The following is a 16,409-nucleotide window of genomic DNA, read 5'->3' as shown; positions in this document are numbered from 1 at the left end:
GCATTGTCGACATCCCAAACTGCTGCCCGTGCTGGGCAATTCGAATGCAGAAAGGCCCGCCGTTCCGATGCATGGCGGGCCTCGTAGCGGAGACGACGCCTGGACAATTTCTGAACCAGCATTGGCTTATAACGCATGATCCCAGCACGCGCCCTGTGCTCGCCAGGCCCGAAACTTTGAGAGAATATTCCTGGCTTCGCATTTCGCGGGAAATTCGGTGCTTTGATCCGACGGTCAGCATTCCCGATGATGCCGGGAAGGCTTGGCACTCCGCCTGGCCGCAACAACTTCAGAACCGATGGGATAGATCATGTCTGGGAACACCAACACTTTGCGCTCATTTCTCTCCGCAAGTATAAACCGGCGCGCCGGTCTGGCTGTACTTTTCGCGTCGGCGGTTGCGATTGTCGGCCTTGCTGCGCCGTCCTTCGCCGAAGACAAGACGGCGGTCAAGGTCGGCATCATGAGCGGCGAGGACGAGGATGTGTGGCGGGTCGTCACCGCCCAGGCGGCAGAGAGGGGACTGACGATCGAGACCGTGGTGTTCAACGACTACACCCAGCCGAATGAAGCGCTCGAACGCGGCGAAATCGACGCCAACGCCTTCCAGCACAAGCCCTATCTCGACAATCAGATCAAGACGCAGGGCTATCACATCGTGCCGGTCGGCTATACCGGGGTTTGGCCGATCGGCCTCTATTCCAAGAAATACACAAGGATTGCCGACCTGCCCGAAGGCGCGGTCATTGGCGTACCGAACGACCCGTCCAATGAGGGCCGCGCACTGCGCGTTCTGCAGAGCGAAGGTCTGATCAAGCTCAGGGAAGGCACCGGCATTCTGGCGACGACCACCGACATTGCCGAAAACCCGAAGAAATTGGTCGTCAAGGAGCTTGACGCCGGCATTGTCGGGCGCTCGGTGGAAGACCTCGACGGGGCCGTGGTCAACACGGATTGGGCGCTTAAGAGCGGGCTCACGCCGGAGAACCGCATCGCCCAGGAGGCGGTGGCCGACAATCCCTACCGCAACTTCATCGCGGTCGGGGCCGGCAATGAAAACCAGCCCTGGGTAAAGACATTGGTCGCCTCCTATCAGAACGAAAAGGTGAAGGCCGAATTCGACCTGGTCTACAAGGGAACCGGCATCAGCGCCTATTGATGCCGAGCTCGACTGGGCGCTGAAGCCCGGCGTGATAAAGCGGTCCGCGCTTCAACGCGGACCGCGATCGCGTTTGCGGGACACTAAACAGGAACTTTCATGAACCAGCATTTCGCCCCGGTTGCCGAAGTCATGCATTCCGCCGGCAACCGTGCCGCGGGACCGGACGATGTCGTACGCCTAATCGAGCTGAAGCGCCGCTTTGGCGCGACAGCGGCGCTGGACGGCGTATCGCTCAGCGTGCGCCAGGGCGAGATCCTCGGCATCATCGGCCGCAGCGGCGCCGGCAAGTCGACGCTGATACGCTGCCTGAACGGCCTGGAACGGCCGGATACAGGACAGGTCTTCATCGAAGGTCGCGACATCAGCCGGCTCGGCGAGCGCGAATTGCAGCCGCTGCGCCGGCGCATCGGCATGATCTTCCAGCATTTCAACCTGCTGTCCGCCAAGACGGTCGAAGACAATGTAGCGCTGCCGCTCAAAATCGAAGGCCGGCCCAAGGCCGAACGCCTGGCGCGCGCCGCCGAGTTGCTCGAGCTCGTCGGCCTGTCGGAGAAGGCGAAAGCCTATCCGGCCTCGCTGTCGGGCGGGCAGAAGCAGCGCGTCGGCATTGCCCGGGCGCTTGCGGCGCGCCCGGCGCTGCTGCTGTCGGACGAAGCGACCTCGGCATTGGACCCGGAGACGACGCGCTCCATCCTTGCCTTGCTCAGAGACATCAACCGGCAGCTCGGCCTGACCATCCTGCTCATCACCCATGAGATGGAGGTGATCCGTTCGATCGCCGACCGCGTCGCGGTGATCGACGCCGGGCGGATCGTCGAGCAAGGGCCGGTCTGGTCGGTGTTTGCCGATCCGAAGTCGGCGATCACGCAAAGCCTGCTCGGCGGCATCAGGCCGCAATTGCCGGCGGAGATCGCAACCCGGCTAACGCAGAACGCCGGCGTGGAAGCGATCCTCAGGATCGACGTGGCGGGTGAGGCCGCGCGAAGCCCGCTTTTGTCCGATCTTGCCTCGGCAGTTCCCGGCTCGTTCCGCCTCGTGCATGGCGGCATCGATCACGTCCAGCAGCAGCCTGTCGGGACGCTGTTCGTGGCCATCGCCGGCAGCAATGAAGCTCACCTGGCAGAGGTGATCGCGTTCTTGAAAGCCCGCAATGCGCGGGTGGAGGTGCTTGGCCATGTCGCCGGTTCTGTTTGAGCTTCTCGTCCGTTCGATCTGGGAAACGATCCTGATGACGGCCGCCTCCGGCCTAATCTCGCTGGTTTTCGGGCTGCCGCTCGGCCTGGCGCTGGTCGCCACCGACCGCGGCGGCATCGCCGAAAACCTGTGGGTGAACCGCGCGCTTGGCGCGGTCATCAACGGTTTCCGCTCGGTGCCTTTCATCATCCTGCTGGTTGCGCTGATCCCGGTGACGCGGCTGATCGTCGGCACCTCGATCGGCACCTGGGCAGCGATCGTGCCGCTGTCGATCGCGGCGACGCCCTACTATGCCCGCATCGCCGAAGTGTCGCTGCGCGAGGTCGACCACGGGTTGATCGAAGCGGCGCGCGCCATGGGCGGCAACCGCTGGACGATCATTCGCGAGGTGCTGGTGCCGGAAGCGTTGCCCGGCATCGTCGCCGGCTTCACGGTGACGCTGGTGACGCTTATCGGCGCCTCGGCCATGGCCGGCGCCATCGGCGCCGGCGGGCTCGGCGACCTCGCCATCCGCTACGGTTACCAACGCTTCGAAACGTCAGTCATGATCGCCGTTGTCATCGTCCTGATCGCCCTGGTCTGCGGCATCCAGTGGGCCGGCGACCGGCTGGTCGCGAGGCTGGACCACCGCAACTGATCGTTGGCCGCAAATGACGGAAATCCAGGGCCGCGCCGTCAGCCGGCGCGCCTCTTTTCCGTGGCGGTCGATCCCCAATCCATCCGCCGAGAGAGCGACGCCGAACTTTTCGGCGGCTTCTGCGGGCGTGTAATAGCCCAGCGCGACATCCCTCGACACCAGATCGGCGTCCCGTTGCAACGGATCGCCGTAGCCGCCGCCGCCCGGCGTGCCGACGCGCACGCGGTCGCCTGCCTTCAGCGTGATGTCCTGCTCCTTGGAGAGATGCGCAGGCACATGCGCCTCGCCGTCGCGGAACACGGTCACCGTGTTGACCGCACCGTCCTTGCCGCCGAGCGCGCCTTGCGGGCCGAAGCGGCCGTGATCCATGACGAAGGAGGCGCGGGCGTCGCCGCGCAGGATCTCGACCTCATAGGCAAGTCCGAAACCGCCGCGATGCTTGCCGGCGCCGCCCGAGCCTTCGCGCAGGGCGTAGTGGCGGTAGAGCACCGGGAAGGCCTGCTCCATGATTTCGACCGGTGGCGACTTGGAAATGCCGATGGTCGAGCAGCCATTGGTCAGGCCGTCGTGACCGGCATTGCCGCCATAGCCGCCGCCGGAGATCTGGTACATGACATAATCGCGGCCGCGGGCCGGATCGTTGCCGCCGAGCGCGAAATTGCCGCTGGAGCCGGCCGGAGCCGCCGTCACTTTGTCCGGCAGCGCCTGTACCATCGCCGCGAACACCGCCTCGGCGATGCGCTGCGAGACTTCGGCCGCGCAGCCCGACACCGGACGCGGATATTTGGCGTCGAGGAAAGTGCCTTCCGGCCGCTTGACGATCAGCGGCTCGAATGCGCCGGCGCTGATCGGCACGTCGGGGAAAATATGGCGCATGGCGAGATACACCGAGGACAAGGTCGTCGCCAGCACGCTGTTCATCGGCCCGGCACAAGGCTTTGACGACCCCGAGAAGTCGAAGCTGAGCGTGTCGCCCTGTTTTTCGACCGCCAGCGCGATAGTCAGCGGCTCGTTGACCACGCCGTCGGAATCAACAAAAGCCCGCGACCGATAAATGCCGTTGGGAATGGCTGATATGTTCGCGCGCATCTGTTCGGCGGCGCGGCGGCGCAGTTCGGCGATCGCATCGACGACCGTTTCATCCCCGTAACGATCCAGGATTCCGTTCAGTCGATCTTGACCGATCAGCAGTGCCGCGGCCTGCGCCCGGATGTCGCCGATGCGCTGGTCGGCAACCCTGATGTTCGAGCAGATGATGGCGTAGATTTCGCGATCGAGCACGCCCTTCTTGAACAGCTTCACCGGCGGCAGCCGCAAACCTTCCTGCTCGACCGCCGTTGCCGAGGCGGAGAAGCCGCCCGGCACCGAACCGCCGATGTCGGGCCAGTGGCCGGTGTTCGACAGCCAGCAGAATATCTTGCCGTCCCGGTAGACCGGCATGGCGAAGCGCACATCCATCAGATGGGTGCCGCCGAGATAGGGGTCATTGACGATGTAGATATCGCCCGGCTCGGGCGGCAGGCAGCGTCCGTCGGCGATCATCTCGATCACGGTTTTGGTCGAATACTGCATGACGCCGACGAACACCGGCAGGCCCTGGCTGCCTTGCGCGATCAGCGAACCATCGAGCGCCGAATAGATGCCATCCGAACGGTCATTGGCCTCGGCGATGACAGGCGAGAACGCGGCGCGCGAAAACGTCAGGTCCATTTCGTCGCAGACCTGCTGCAGGGCCGCCTGGATGACCGAAAGGGTGATCGCGTCGAGTTTTTCCATCTCAGGCCTCACCGATATCGATGATGATGTTGCCATCGGCATCCGATCGCGCCCGGTCGCCCGGCTCCAGCACGGTGGTGGCGTCCATCTGCTCGAGGATCGCCGGCCCCATGATGACGGCGTCGAGCGGCAGTTTTTCCCTGCTGTAGACCGGCGTGTCGTACCAGCGCCCGCCATACCAGACCGGCCGGATTTCGCGCCGCGCCTCTTCGAGCGTCTTGGCGCGGCCAGCCGGGTCGATCAGCCGCGACAGATCGATCGCCGCCCGCACGCCGGTGACCGAGGTGTTGAGGTTGACCAGATTGGCGCGGATTTCCGGCAGCTGGACCTTGAAGCGGGCGAAATAGGCCTTCTCGAACAGTTGCTGCAGTACCTCGCGCGTCACCGCAGACGACGGCAGCGGCACGTTGATGATATGCGTCTGGCCGACGAACTGCATGTCGGCGGAATGCGTGACGCGGATCGTTTCCGGCTTCACCGCTTCCTTGCCGATCAGCTCTTCGCCTTCGTTTCGGTGCCGTTCCAATGTGTCGTGGAGTTGGGTTTCATCGAGACTGGCCACCGGCTGGTTGACCGTGTTGACGAAGTCGTGCCTGAGGTCGGCGACGACGCAGCCGAGCGCATTGGTAATGCCCGGCCGCGCCGGCACCAGCACCTTGGGCAGGCCGAGCTCGCGCGCCAATGCCGTCGCATGCAGCGGCCCGGCGCCGCCGAAGGCGAACAGCGCGAAATCGCGCGGGTCGTGGCCGCGTGATACCGAAACCATGCGGATGGCGCCGGCCATCTTCACGTTGCCGAGCCGCAGCACCGCACCCGCAGCCTCGACGCCGGATAGGCCGGTGGCGCGGCCGATCCTGTCCTCGAATATGCCGGTGACGCGTTCGACGGTGACCGGGTTTTCCACCGCAAGCAGCTTTTTCGGCGCTAGCCGACCGAGCACCAGATTGGCGTCGGTGATGGTCGGCTCCAAGCCGCCGCGTCCGTAGCAGATCGGCCCGGGATTGGCGCCGGCGCTTTCCGGGCCGATCTGGATCAGGCCGGCCGCATCGACGCGGGCGATCGAGCCGCCGCCGGCGCCGACCGTATGCACCGCCACCATCGGCACATGGATCGGCATGGCATATTCGATCTCGATCTCGTTCGACACCGCCGGCTCGGCGTTGCGGATCAGCGCCACGTCGGTCGAGGTGCCGCCCATGTCGTAGGTGACCAGGTTTTCGAAGCCGGCGCGTTTTCCCGTATAGGCGGCGGCAATGACGCCGGAAGCGGGGCCGGACATGACGGTCTTGGCCGACTCACGTGTGACAAAACGGGCAGAGATCATGCCGCCATTGCCGTTCATGATCAGGAAGTCGCGGGCGTAGCCTTTTGATGCCAGCTCCTTACGCAGCCGCTCGACATAACGTTCGAGGATCGGTTGCACCGAAGCGTTGACCGAAGCGGTCACCCCGCGCTCGAATTCGCGCGCTTCCGAAAGCAGCGCGTGGCCCGTCGTGATGTAGCCGTTCGGCCAAAGCTCGGCGGCGATCTCGGCGGCGCGCCGCTCATGCGCCGGATTGGCGTAGGAATGCAGGAAATGGATGACGAGGGATTCACAGCCGGCCGCGATCAGTTGTGAAATCGCTGTCCGCATCTCGGCCTCGTCGAGCGGGATGCGCACCGCGCCCGAGGCTTCGACCCGCTCCGACACTTCGAGCCGCAGATTGCGCGGAATGATCGGCACGAAGGTGCCTGTCATTCCATAGGGTTGCGGCCGTGTCCGCCGGCCTAGCTCGATCACGTCGCGAAAGCCGCGCGTGGTGATCATGCCGGTCTTGGCCAACCGGCGCTCCAGAACGGCGTTGGTCGTGGTCGTCGTGCCGTGCACGATGAGGTCGATGCCGTCGACGGGAAAGCCGGTGGCACCAAGCGCTGCAACGACGCCGAAGGCCTGGTTGTCGACCGTCGTCGGGGTTTTGGCGATATGCACCCGGCCACCATCACGGCCGTCGATCAGAAGCAGGTCGGTAAAGGTTCCGCCGACATCTATGCCGGCGACGACACTGCCCGCCGAATCCAGAGCTTGCGCCGAAAAATTCTGTTCCATTGTCGAAACCCGAAATGCCCGAACTGCTTACATGCCTCAGTTTGGAAAGCTGTTTTACGGCGGCGTCTTGACGCAAATATCGTTTGTATACTAATAAATTCCGGACACAAGAGCTTACCGCTTCGGAGTGTGCAAACGGCACGCTGGAACCTGACCGGTTCGGGCGCGCAGGTGAAGATTTGGCGCGGGCGCTGAGCTGGCCCGGAAGGTTAGGTTTGATGGACACCACATCCGCGTTCAACACTGCCGGCGCCCGGCCGTTGCAGTTCCCGATACCGGCCAATGTCTATGCCGAAACTGTCGTCTCGGTGAAGCACTATACCGACCGGCTGTTTTCGTTCCGCATCACCCGGCCGCAGTCGCTGCGCTTCCGCTCCGGCGAGTTCGTCATGATCGGCCTGCCAAATGCCGAGAAGCCGGTGTTCCGCGCCTATTCGATCGCCAGCCCTGCCTGGGACGACGAACTCGAATTCTTCTCGATCAAAGTGCCGGACGGCCCGCTCACTTCGGAGCTGCAGAAGATCCAGATCGGCGACACCGTCATCATGCGGCAGAAGTCGACCGGTACGCTGGTGGTCGACGCACTGACGCCGGCCAAGCGCTTGTTCATGATCTCGACAGGCACCGGCATCGCGCCCTTCGCCAGCCTGCTGCGCGATCCCGACACCTATGAGAAGTTCGAGCAGGTGGTCCTGACCCATACCTGCCGAGACAATGCTGAACTCACCTACGGCCAGGAGCTGGTGGCCGCACTGGAGAATGATCCGCTGATCGGCGAGCTGACCGGTGGCCGCGTCACGCTCTACAATTCAACGACGCGTGAGACCTCCGAGTGCATGGGCCGCATCACCGCGCTGATCGGCTCGGGCAAATTCTACACCGATCTCGGCATCGACAAGCTCAATCCCGAGACCGACCGCATCATGATCTGCGGCTCGATGCATATGCTGAAGGACGTCAAGGAGCTGGCTGAAAGCCACGGCTTCCAGGAAGGCTCGCTGCATCATCCGGCAAGCTTCGTCGTCGAGCGCGCCTTCGTCGGCTGAGACGCGGCAGCTCAGCGTCCACTGGTTTGCGACCTTGATTTTGATCATACGGTCAAAAATCGGCTGCCTTGACTGCCTTTTTCCGCTATGACCGCTTGAAGGACTCGTGAAGCGCTGCTTCACGGTCTATCTTCGGCATAAGTCGCTGAACAAGGGGCAGGAGATGAGCAGCACAATCCGCGAAACCGATCTCGGCACGTCCAAGATCACGCCGCTGCCGGCGCGCGCCGCCGCCAATGCGCCGGTGCCGCAGGTCCATGGCATTGCCCGCAATCCCGGCATGAGGCTCGATCTCGGCTTCATGGAATCGGTGCGCAGCGTCAACCGTTCGGCGCTGGAACGCCGCGTCGCCAGCCTGACCAAACGACGCTCGATCAAGGCCGATAACCAGGCCGCCTGGCTGCTGCGCGCCGTCGCTTGCATGGACCTGACGACGCTGAACTCGAACGACACGGAAGAGCGCGTGCGCCGGCTCTGTGCCAAGGCAGTCAACCCGTTCCGCCGCGACATTGCCGAGGGGCTCGGCATTACCGGTGAACAGATCCGCCCGGCGGCGGTCTGCGTCTATCATCCCTTCGTCGCCACTGCCGTCGAGGCGCTGCGCGGCAGCGGCGTCCATGTCGCCGCCGTTTCGACGGCTTTCCCGCATGGCCTTGCCCCACTTTCGACGCGCCTGCAGGAGATCGAAGCATCGGTCCGCGACGGCGCCGACGAGATCGACGTCGTCATCCCGCGCGGCCTGGTATTCGGGGCGAAATGGCAAGAGCTCTATAACGAGATTGTCTCGATGCGCGCCGCTTGCGGCGAGGCGCATCTGAAGGTGATCCTCGGCACCGGCGACCTCGCGACGCTGCGCAACGTCATGCTCGCCTCGATGGTGGCGATGATGGCGGGCGCAGATTTCATCAAGACCTCCACGGGCAAGGAAAGCGTCAACGCGACGCTGCCGGTTGGCCTTGCCATGGTGCGCGCCATCCGCGCCTATTTCGAGGAAACCGGCTATCTCATCGGCTTCAAGCCGGCCGGTGGCATTTCCACGGCAAAAGCCTCGCTCGATTGGCTGGTGCTGATGAAAGAAGAACTGGGCCGGCCGTGGCTGGAGCCGGAGCTGTTTCGCTTCGGAGCATCAAGCCTTTTGACCGACATCGAGCGCCAACTCGAGCATCATCTGACAGGCCACTACTCGGCCAATCATCGCCACGCGATGGCGTGATTCGGAGCGCTTCATGAACATTCTCGAACGCTATCACGCCATGGATTACGGGCCGGCGCCGGAAGCCCGCAACGAGGCCGATGGGTGGCTTGCCGCGCGGGATTTCGGCAAAGCGCTGTTCATCGGCGGCGACTGGAAGGCAGCCAGCGGAGGCAAGACCTTCGACACCAGCGATCCCGCCTCCGGCAAATTGCTGGCCAAGGTGTCGGACGCTGGTGCCGCCGATATCGACGCTGCGGTTTCGGCCGCCACAAAAGCGCTGCCGAAATGGAGCGCCAGCACCGGCTACAGCCGAGCCAAAGTGCTCTATGCCATCGGCCGCGCCATGCAACGTCACCAACGGCTGTTCGCGGTGCTGGAATCGATCGACAACGGCAAGCCGATCCGCGAAAGCCGCGACATCGACGTGCCGCTCGCCATCCGCCATTTCATCCATCATGCCGGCTGGGCGCAGGCGCTGGACAGGGATTTTCCAGGCCATAAGGGCGTCGGCGTCGTCGGCCAGATCATCCCGTGGAACTTCCCGCTCTTGATGCTCGCCTGGAAGATCGCGCCGGCGCTCGCCGCGGGCTGCACCGTGGTGCTCAAACCCGCGGAATTCACGCCGCTCACCGCCATCCTCTTTGCCGAGATCTGCGGACGCGCCGGCGTGCCGAAGGGCGTCGTCAACATCGTCCAGGGCGGGCCGGAGGCGGGCGCGGCCATCGTCAACCATCCCGGCATCCAGAAGATTGCCTTCACCGGTTCGTCCGAGGTAGGCAAGATCATCCGCAAGGCCACTGCCGGTTCGGGCAAGAAACTGTCGCTGGAGCTTGGCGGCAAGTCGGCCTTTGTCGTTTTCGAGGATGCCGACCTCGACAGCGCCGTCGAAGGTCTGGTCGACGGCATCTGGTTCAACCAGGGCCAGGTCTGCTGTGCCGGCTCGCGCCTGCTGGTGCAGGAAGGCATCGCCGACGCCTTCATCGCCAAGGTCAAGACGCGGATGAGCCGGCTGCGCGTCGGCAGCCCGCTCGACAAGAACACCGACATCGGCCCGCTGGTCGATTTGACCCAGCTCGATCGCGTCAAGGGCCTGATCGCCGAAGGCGCCAAGCAGGGCGCGATCTGCTGGCAGCCGGACTCGGCACTGCCCGCCTCGGGCTATTACCATCTGCCAACGCTGGCGACAGGTGTTTCGCCGACTAACATTCTGGCACAGGAAGAGGTGTTCGGGCCGGTGCTCGCCACCATGACCTTCCGCAACACCGAGGAAGCGGTCGAGCTTGCCAACAACACGCGCTATGGCCTGGCCGCTTCGGTGTGGAGCGAGAACATCAATCTTGCGCTGCACGTCGCGCCGCAATTGAAGGCCGGCGTCGTCTGGGTCAACGGCACCAATATGTTCGACGCCGCCTGCGGTTTCGGCGGCTATCGCGAGAGCGGCTTTGGCCGCGAAGGCGGGCGCGAGGGCATGTTCGAATATCTCTCGGCAAAACTGCCGCTCAGCCCGACCATCAAACCGGCAACGTCTTCGGCCCAACCTGTCGAGCAGCCGGAAGGCGACGCCATCGACCGCACGGCAAAACTGTTCATCGGCGGCAAGCAGGTCCGGCCGGACGGAAATTATTCCTTCGCCGTCGCCACCGCCAAGGGCAAGCTTGCCGGCGAGGCCGGGCTCGGCAACCGCAAGGATATCCGTGACGCCGTCGCGGCCGCGCGCGCCTGCAAGGCCTGGCCGGAGGCGACCGCCTACAACCGCAGCCAGGTGCTCTACTACCTGGCCGAAAACCTTTCCGGCCGCGCCGACGAGTTTGCCGCCCGTTTGACCCAGCTCACCGGCGCGACCGCCAAGGCGGCGCGCGACGAGGTCGAGCTGTCGATCGAGCGCCTGTTCCTCTATGCCGGCTTGGCCGACAAATTCGAGGGCCGCGTCCACCAGCCGCCAGCCCGCGCCGTCACACTGGCACTGCACGAACCGGTCGGCGTCGTCGGTATCGTCGCGCCGGACAATGCGCCTTTGCTCGGCCTGATCTCGCTGGTGGCGCCTGCGCTCGCCATGGGCAACACCGTGGTCGCCGTGCCGTCCGAAAAATACCCGCTGCTTGCCACCGACCTCTACCAGGTCATCGAATATTCCGACGTTCCGGCGGGCGCCATCAATATCGTCACCGGCCGTAGCGCCGAGCTGGCCGGCGTACTGGCCAAGCATGACGATGTTGACGGGCTCTGGGTGTTCGCCGATGCCGAGACTTGCGCCAAGGCCGAGGCCGAGTCCATCGGCAATCTCAAACGCGTCTGGACCGGCAACGGCCACAGCCTCGACTGGGCGTTGAACGAAGCAGCCGGCGATACCCTGCTGCGCCGTGCGATCGAGGTCAAGAACGTCTGGGTGCCCTACGGCGACTGAATGTCCCGGAAGGACGTCCGGGCTTGACGAGCCAAAAGATGTTCTTTACCGAGAAAAAACATTTGGCTGGCAGGCGAATATCGAAACAGGCGGGATGGTAGTGCTCCCCTGGCACATTGCGCCCCGGCCTTGTGCCGGTAAAAAGCCGAACGATCATAGACGGGCGAGGAGAAAAGCATGGCGGATCTGACAGGCAAAATCGTTGTCGTCACGGCGGCGGCGCAAGGCATCGGCCGGGCGAGCGCCCTGGCTTTCGCCAAGGCCGGCGCCGTCGTCCATGCCACCGACATCAACGAGGTGGTGCTCGCCGACCTCGGCAAGACGCCCGGCATCAAGACCCGCAAGCTGGATGTGCTGAACGACGAGGCGGTGAACGCCGCTTTTGCCGAGATCGGCGCCGTCGACGTGCTGTTCAATTGCGCCGGCTTCGTCCATTCCGGGTCGATCCTCGAGATGAAGGACGGCGATCTCGACTTTGCCTATGACCTCAATGTTCGCTCGATGATCCGCACCATCCGCGCCGTGCTGCCCGGCATGCTGGAGCGCGGCGACGGCTCGATCATCAACATGGCATCGCTGGCCAGTTCGACCAAGGGCGTGCCGAACCGCTTCGTTTACGGGCTGACCAAGGCAGCCGTCATCGGCCTGACCAAATCGGTCGCGGCCGACTATGTCGGCAAGGGCATACGCTGCAATGCGATCTGTCCGGGCACGGTCGAAAGCCCGTCGCTGCAGGACCGCATGCATGCGCAGGGCGATTACGAAGCAGCTCGCGCGGCCTTCATCGCCCGCCAGCCGATGGGCCGCCTCGGCACACCCGAGGAAATCGCCGATCTCGCCGTCTATCTCGCTGGCGCCACCTATACGTCGGGGCAGGCTTATAATATCGACGGTGGCTGGTCGATCTAAGCTCATCTCAAATCAAGGAGAGGAATTCTATGAAACTGCTGCGCTATGGCGAGGCGGGGAGCGAACGCCCCGGCCTGCTCGATGCCGATGGAACGATCCGCGACCTCTCCGCCCATGTCACCGACATTGCCGGCAAGGCGCTTGACCCGGCATCGCTTGAGACATTGTCGAAGCTCGATGTGAAATCTTTGCCGGCGGTTTCCGGCAAGCCGCGGATCGGCGCCTGCGTCGCCGGCACCGGCAAATTCATCTGCATCGGCCTCAACTATTCCGACCACGCCGCCGAAACCGGCGCCACCGTGCCGCCGGAGCCGATCATCTTCATGAAGGCAAGCTCGGCCATTGTCGGGCCGAATGACGACGTGCTGATCCCCCGCGGCTCGGTGAAGACCGACTGGGAAGTTGAGCTCGGCGTGGTCATCGGCAAGACCGCAAAATATGTCACCGAAGCCGAGGCGCTGGACTATGTCGCCGGTTACTGCGTCGCGCATGACGTCTCCGAGCGCGCCTTCCAGGCCGAGCGCCAGGGCCAGTGGACCAAGGGCAAGAGCTGCGACACGTTCGGGCCGATCGGTCCGTGGCTGGTGACCAAGGACGAGGTCAAGGACCCGCAGAACATCCCTATGTGGCTGACGGTCAACGGCAAGACGATGCAGAACGGCTCGACCAAGACCATGGTCTTCGGCGTCGCTTATCTCGTCTCCTATCTCAGCCAGTTCATGTCGCTGCACCCGGGCGATATCATCTCGACCGGCACGCCGCCCGGCGTCGGCCTCGGCATGAAGCCGCCGGTGTTCCTGAAGCCCGGCGATGTGGTCGAGCTCGGTATCGAAGGGCTTGGTATACAGAAGCAGACGTTCAAGGCGGATTTGTAGAAACCTTCCCTTCTCCCCTTGTTGTGGGAGAAGGTGGATCGGCGCGCAGCGCCGAGACGGTTGAGGGGTGTTGGAAGAAACGAGGCATGAAAACATCAGGGGATTTTAGGCACGTACGCTTTCAGGGCAGCGATCCTTCCAGCACCCCTCATCCGACCGAGCTTCGCTCGGCCACCTTCTCCCACAAGGGGAGAAGGGGAGTCGGCGCCTACTCCAGCACCTTGCCATCGGCTCCAAACCGGTATGTCTTCGCCGGATCCGGCGTCGCATAGAGCGTGGCGCCGGGTTCGGCGTTGTAGACGCCGAAGATGCGCACGGTGATCAAACCGGCCTTCTCGCAGTCGAGATAGAGATTGGTGTCGGCGCCAAGGTGCTCGGCGTGGACGACCGTGCCTTTCCAGGCGCCGGCTTTGGGATCCACCGTCAAATGTTCGGGACGGACGCCGATGGTCTTTGCCGTTTCGCCAAGCCTGGCACCGTCGACGAAATTCATCTTTGGTGAGCCGATAAAGCCGGCCACGAACTCGTTAGCCGGCGAATTGTATAGCTCCATCGGGCCGCCGATCTGCTCGATTTTTCCGGCGTTGAGGACGACGATCTTGTCGGCGAGCGTCATCGCCTCGACCTGGTCGTGAGTGACATAGATCATCGTTGCCTTCAGCCGGCGATGCAATTGCGCGATCTCCAGCCTGGTGTTGACGCGCAGCGCGGCATCGAGGTTCGACAGCGGCTCGTCGAACAGGAAAAGCTTGGGTTCGCGCACCACGGCGCGGCCGATGGCGACGCGCTGGCGCTGGCCGCCGGACAATTCGGCCGGCCGCCTCTCGAGATAGGGCTCTAGCGACAGCATCGAGGAAGCGATGCCGATGCGGCGGTCGATCTCGGCCGTCGGCGTGCCCGCCTGCTTGAGGCCGAGGCCCATATTGTTCTTCACCGTCAGATGCGGGTAGAGCGCGTAGGTCTGGAACACCATGGCGATGCCGCGCTTGGCCGGCGGCGTTGCGGAGACGTCCGCCCCGTCGATGACCACGCGGCCCGAGGTCGAGTCCTCCAGTCCGGCGATGACCCTCAGCAACGTCGACTTCCCGCAGCCGGATGGACCGACGAAGACGACGAACTCGCCATCGGTCACTTCGAGGTTGATGCCCTTCAGCACCTCGACCGGCCCGAAGGCCTTTTTCACGTTCTCGATGTTCAGCGAGCCCACGGCTTAGTCCCTGTTCTAGAGTTTCACGGCGAGGCCGCTGCGTACGCTCTCGTCGGCGGCCAGGCAGACGGCGAGCGACTTCACCGCGTCATCCATGTGGCGGGTCAAGTCTAGATCCTCGCGGATCGCCTTCAGCACAAACGCCTGTTCCAGGTCGCAGAGGTCCTGATGGCCGGGCTCGCCTTGCATTGACAGCATCTCATCCGGTTTGGCGAACTTGCCGTCCGCGCCGGTTGCCGCACTGTGCAGGCGGATGGTCGAGGTCTTGGTGTGGGTATCGATGTCGTCGGACCTGGCGCCCTCCTTCATGACGATCGACACGGAGCCATTGGGCGAGATCACGTCTTTCACGAAGAAAGCCGTCTCCGAAATCATCGGCCCCCAGCCGGCCTCGTACCAGCCGACCGAGCCGTCGTCGAACAGCACCTGCAGGTGCCCGTAATTGTACATCGACGTTGCGATCTCGTCGCTCAGCCGCAGCCCCATGCCACGCACCTCGACCGGCCTGGCGTCGGTGATCTGCAGCATCACGTCGAGATAATGCACGCCGCAATCGACGATCGGCGACGTCGTCTGCATCAGCTGCTTGTGCGTCTCCCAGGTATGTCCTGAGGATTGCTGGTTGAGGTTCATGCGGAACACGTAAGGGCCGCCGAGCTTCCGCGCCTCGGCGATCAGCCTGATCCAGGACGGGTGGTGGCGCAGGATATAGCCGATCACCAGTTTCTTGCCGTTGGCCTTGGCTGCTGCGACGACGCGTTCTGCATCGGCGACCGTCGTTGCCAGCGGCTTTTCGACGAAGACATGGCAGCCGGCCTCGAATGCCTTGACGGCATAGTCGGCATGGCTGTCGGAATAGGTGGCGATGCAGGCGACGTCTGGCTTTTCATCGCGCAGCGCCTCGTCGAAGGAACGCCGGATGGCGTAGGTCGAAAGCCCTTCCGGCAGCGGCACATCGGAGCGGTTGACCAGCGCGGCGATCTGAAACCCCGGATTAGTGTGATAGGCCAGCGCATGGCTGCGCCCCATATTGCCGAGGCCGGCGACGACAACGCGAAGGGGTGTTTGCGAATTCACTTGACCGCTCCCGAAGTGATACCGCGGATCAGCTGCCGCGAGAAGATGACGTAGAGGATCAGCACCGGCATGATCGCCAGCGACAGGGCGGCCAGGATGGCGTTCCAGTTGGTGACGAACTGGCCGAGGAACAATTGTGCGCCCAGCGTCACCGTCTTGGTCTCCTCCGACGGCGCCAGGATCAGCGGGAACCACAGATCGTTCCAGATCGGGATCATGGTGAAGACCGCGACCGTCGCCATCGATGGCCGCACAAGCGGCAGCACCAGCCGGAAAAAGATCGTGTATTCGGACAGGCCATCGATCCTGCCCGCATTCTTCAGATCGTCGGAGACCTGCTTCATGAATTCCGACAGGATGAAAACGGCCAGCGGCAGGCCCTGCGCCGTGTAGACCAGGATCAGCGCCGTCAGCGTGTTGACCAGTCCACTCGCCACCATCAACTGCAGGATGGCGACGGTGCCGAGGCGGATCGGGATCATGATGCCGAGCGCCAGGTAAAGCCCCATCAGCGAATTGCCACGAAAGCGGTATTCCGACAGCGCGAACGCAGCCATGGCGCCGAACAAAAGCACGAAGAACAGCGAGGCGACGGTGACGACAAGGCTGTTCTGGAAATAGTGGATGAAGTCGCCCTGGCCGATCACCGTGGTGTAGCCGATCAGGTCGAAGGTCCCCGGCGTCGGCGGCGTCAGCGGCGCACCGAAGATACCGGCACGCGATTTGAACGAATTCATGATCACGAGGATCACCGGAAACAGCGCGATCGCGGTGTAGGTCAATAGGATCGCGTGGGCGCCGATGGTGCGGGGCAGCGAGCGGGTTGCGGTGCTCATGGTCA

General features: G+C 63.7%; 13 protein-coding genes. 8 read left to right on the top strand and 5 right to left on the bottom strand.

The features are described 5' to 3' along the window. Window positions 1-310: 310 nt before the first annotated feature. The 3 genes from NKH21_RS02065 (at window position 311) to NKH21_RS02055 (ending at window position 2,993) form a co-directional block, all read left to right on the top strand. Entirely contained in the window at window positions 311-1,159 is an 849-nt protein-coding gene (locus tag NKH21_RS02065; protein WP_352663847.1) for a MetQ/NlpA family lipoprotein, read from the top strand. A 132-nt stretch (window positions 1,160-1,291) separates the two neighbouring features. Then, window positions 1,292-2,356, top strand: a complete 1,065-nt coding sequence (locus NKH21_RS02060; RefSeq protein WP_352663953.1) for a methionine ABC transporter ATP-binding protein — start codon at window positions 1,292-1,294, stop codon at window positions 2,354-2,356. Further along, complete coding sequence (locus NKH21_RS02055) at window positions 2,337-2,993, top strand: methionine ABC transporter permease (RefSeq protein ID WP_352663849.1); 657 nt, start codon at window positions 2,337-2,339, stop codon at window positions 2,991-2,993. The genes NKH21_RS02060 and NKH21_RS02055 overlap by 20 nt, the downstream gene beginning before the upstream one ends. On the opposite strand, the gene NKH21_RS02050 is transcribed toward NKH21_RS02055, so the two are convergent. After that, window positions 2,895-4,769 (bottom strand): hydantoinase B/oxoprolinase family protein, encoded by a 1,875-nt coding sequence (locus tag NKH21_RS02050; protein ID WP_352862920.1) that lies wholly within the window; start codon window positions 4,767-4,769, stop codon window positions 2,895-2,897. The two genes, NKH21_RS02055 and NKH21_RS02050, sit on opposite strands and share 99 nt — an antisense overlap. 1 nt (window position 4,770) lies before the next feature. Then, the gene (locus NKH21_RS02045) at window positions 4,771-6,855 is read right to left on the bottom strand and encodes a hydantoinase/oxoprolinase family protein (RefSeq protein ID WP_352663853.1); all 2,085 of its coding nucleotides are present in this window, start codon (window positions 6,853-6,855) and stop codon (window positions 4,771-4,773) included. A gap of 218 nt (window positions 6,856-7,073) precedes the next feature. On the opposite strand from NKH21_RS02045, the gene NKH21_RS02040 reads away from it, so the two are divergent. The 5 genes from NKH21_RS02040 (at window position 7,074) to NKH21_RS02020 (ending at window position 13,284) form a co-directional block, all read left to right on the top strand. Next, complete coding sequence (locus tag NKH21_RS02040) at window positions 7,074-7,901, top strand: ferredoxin--NADP reductase (RefSeq protein ID WP_352862919.1); 828 nt, start codon at window positions 7,074-7,076, stop codon at window positions 7,899-7,901. A gap of 163 nt (window positions 7,902-8,064) precedes the next feature. Further along, window positions 8,065-9,114, top strand: coding sequence for a deoxyribose-phosphate aldolase (deoC, locus tag NKH21_RS02035; RefSeq protein ID WP_352663857.1), 1,050 nt, complete (start codon window positions 8,065-8,067; stop codon window positions 9,112-9,114). A 13-nt stretch (window positions 9,115-9,127) separates the two neighbouring features. Continuing rightward, window positions 9,128-11,500 (top strand): aldehyde dehydrogenase family protein, encoded by a 2,373-nt coding sequence (locus NKH21_RS02030; protein WP_352862918.1) that lies wholly within the window; start codon window positions 9,128-9,130, stop codon window positions 11,498-11,500. Window positions 11,501-11,677: 177 nt separating this feature from the next. Then, a complete protein-coding gene (locus NKH21_RS02025; RefSeq protein ID WP_254815741.1) occupies window positions 11,678-12,409 on the top strand; it encodes an SDR family oxidoreductase in 732 nt (243 codons plus the stop codon). A gap of 29 nt (window positions 12,410-12,438) precedes the next feature. After that, entirely contained in the window at window positions 12,439-13,284 is an 846-nt protein-coding gene (locus tag NKH21_RS02020; RefSeq protein WP_352663861.1) for a fumarylacetoacetate hydrolase family protein, read from the top strand. Window positions 13,285-13,492: 208 nt separating this feature from the next. On the opposite strand, the gene NKH21_RS02015 is transcribed toward NKH21_RS02020, so the two are convergent. From NKH21_RS02015 to NKH21_RS02005, 3 genes are read right to left on the bottom strand one after another with little or no spacing between them, the layout of a single operon-like run. Continuing rightward, window positions 13,493-14,491 (bottom strand): ABC transporter ATP-binding protein, encoded by a 999-nt coding sequence (locus NKH21_RS02015; RefSeq protein WP_352862917.1) that lies wholly within the window; start codon window positions 14,489-14,491, stop codon window positions 13,493-13,495. A 15-nt stretch (window positions 14,492-14,506) separates the two neighbouring features. Beyond that, window positions 14,507-15,568 carry a Gfo/Idh/MocA family protein gene (locus NKH21_RS02010; protein ID WP_352663865.1) on the bottom strand — a complete coding sequence of 354 codons (1,062 nt, stop codon included), beginning with the start codon at window positions 15,566-15,568 and terminating at the stop codon, window positions 14,507-14,509. Then, a complete protein-coding gene (locus tag NKH21_RS02005) occupies window positions 15,565-16,404 on the bottom strand; it encodes a carbohydrate ABC transporter permease (protein ID WP_023718923.1) in 840 nt (279 codons plus the stop codon). Before NKH21_RS02005 ends, NKH21_RS02010 begins: the two co-directional genes overlap by 4 nt. Between the last annotated feature and the right edge of the window lie 5 nt (window positions 16,405-16,409).

The organism is Mesorhizobium sp. M1329, from assembly GCF_040318035.1.
GTDB lineage: Bacteria > Pseudomonadota > Alphaproteobacteria > Rhizobiales > Rhizobiaceae > Mesorhizobium.
This window is presented reverse-complemented; position numbering and strand designations above follow the sequence as displayed.

Excerpts from the sequence above, each read along its gene's own strand:
- NKH21_RS02065 (WP_352663847.1), top strand. The coding sequence starts at position 311 with ATGTCTGGGAACACCAACACTTTGCGCTCATTTCTCTCCGCAAGTATA.
- NKH21_RS02050 (WP_352862920.1), bottom strand. The coding sequence starts at position 4,769 with ATGGAAAAACTCGACGCGATCACCCTTTCGGTCATCCAGGCGGCCCTG.
- NKH21_RS02045 (WP_352663853.1), bottom strand. The coding sequence starts at position 6,855 with ATGGAACAGAATTTTTCGGCGCAAGCTCTGGATTCGGCGGGCAGTGTC.
- NKH21_RS02055 (WP_352663849.1), top strand. The coding sequence starts at position 2,337 with ATGTCGCCGGTTCTGTTTGAGCTTCTCGTCCGTTCGATCTGGGAAACG.
- NKH21_RS02040 (WP_352862919.1), top strand. The coding sequence starts at position 7,074 with ATGGACACCACATCCGCGTTCAACACTGCCGGCGCCCGGCCGTTGCAG.
- NKH21_RS02060 (WP_352663953.1), top strand. The coding sequence starts at position 1,292 with ATGCATTCCGCCGGCAACCGTGCCGCGGGACCGGACGATGTCGTACGC.
- NKH21_RS02020 (WP_352663861.1), top strand. The coding sequence starts at position 12,439 with ATGAAACTGCTGCGCTATGGCGAGGCGGGGAGCGAACGCCCCGGCCTG.
- deoC (WP_352663857.1), top strand. The coding sequence starts at position 8,065 with ATGAGCAGCACAATCCGCGAAACCGATCTCGGCACGTCCAAGATCACG.
- NKH21_RS02030 (WP_352862918.1), top strand. The coding sequence starts at position 9,128 with ATGAACATTCTCGAACGCTATCACGCCATGGATTACGGGCCGGCGCCG.
- NKH21_RS02025 (WP_254815741.1), top strand. The coding sequence starts at position 11,678 with ATGGCGGATCTGACAGGCAAAATCGTTGTCGTCACGGCGGCGGCGCAA.
- NKH21_RS02005 (WP_023718923.1), bottom strand. The coding sequence starts at position 16,404 with ATGAGCACCGCAACCCGCTCGCTGCCCCGCACCATCGGCGCCCACGCG.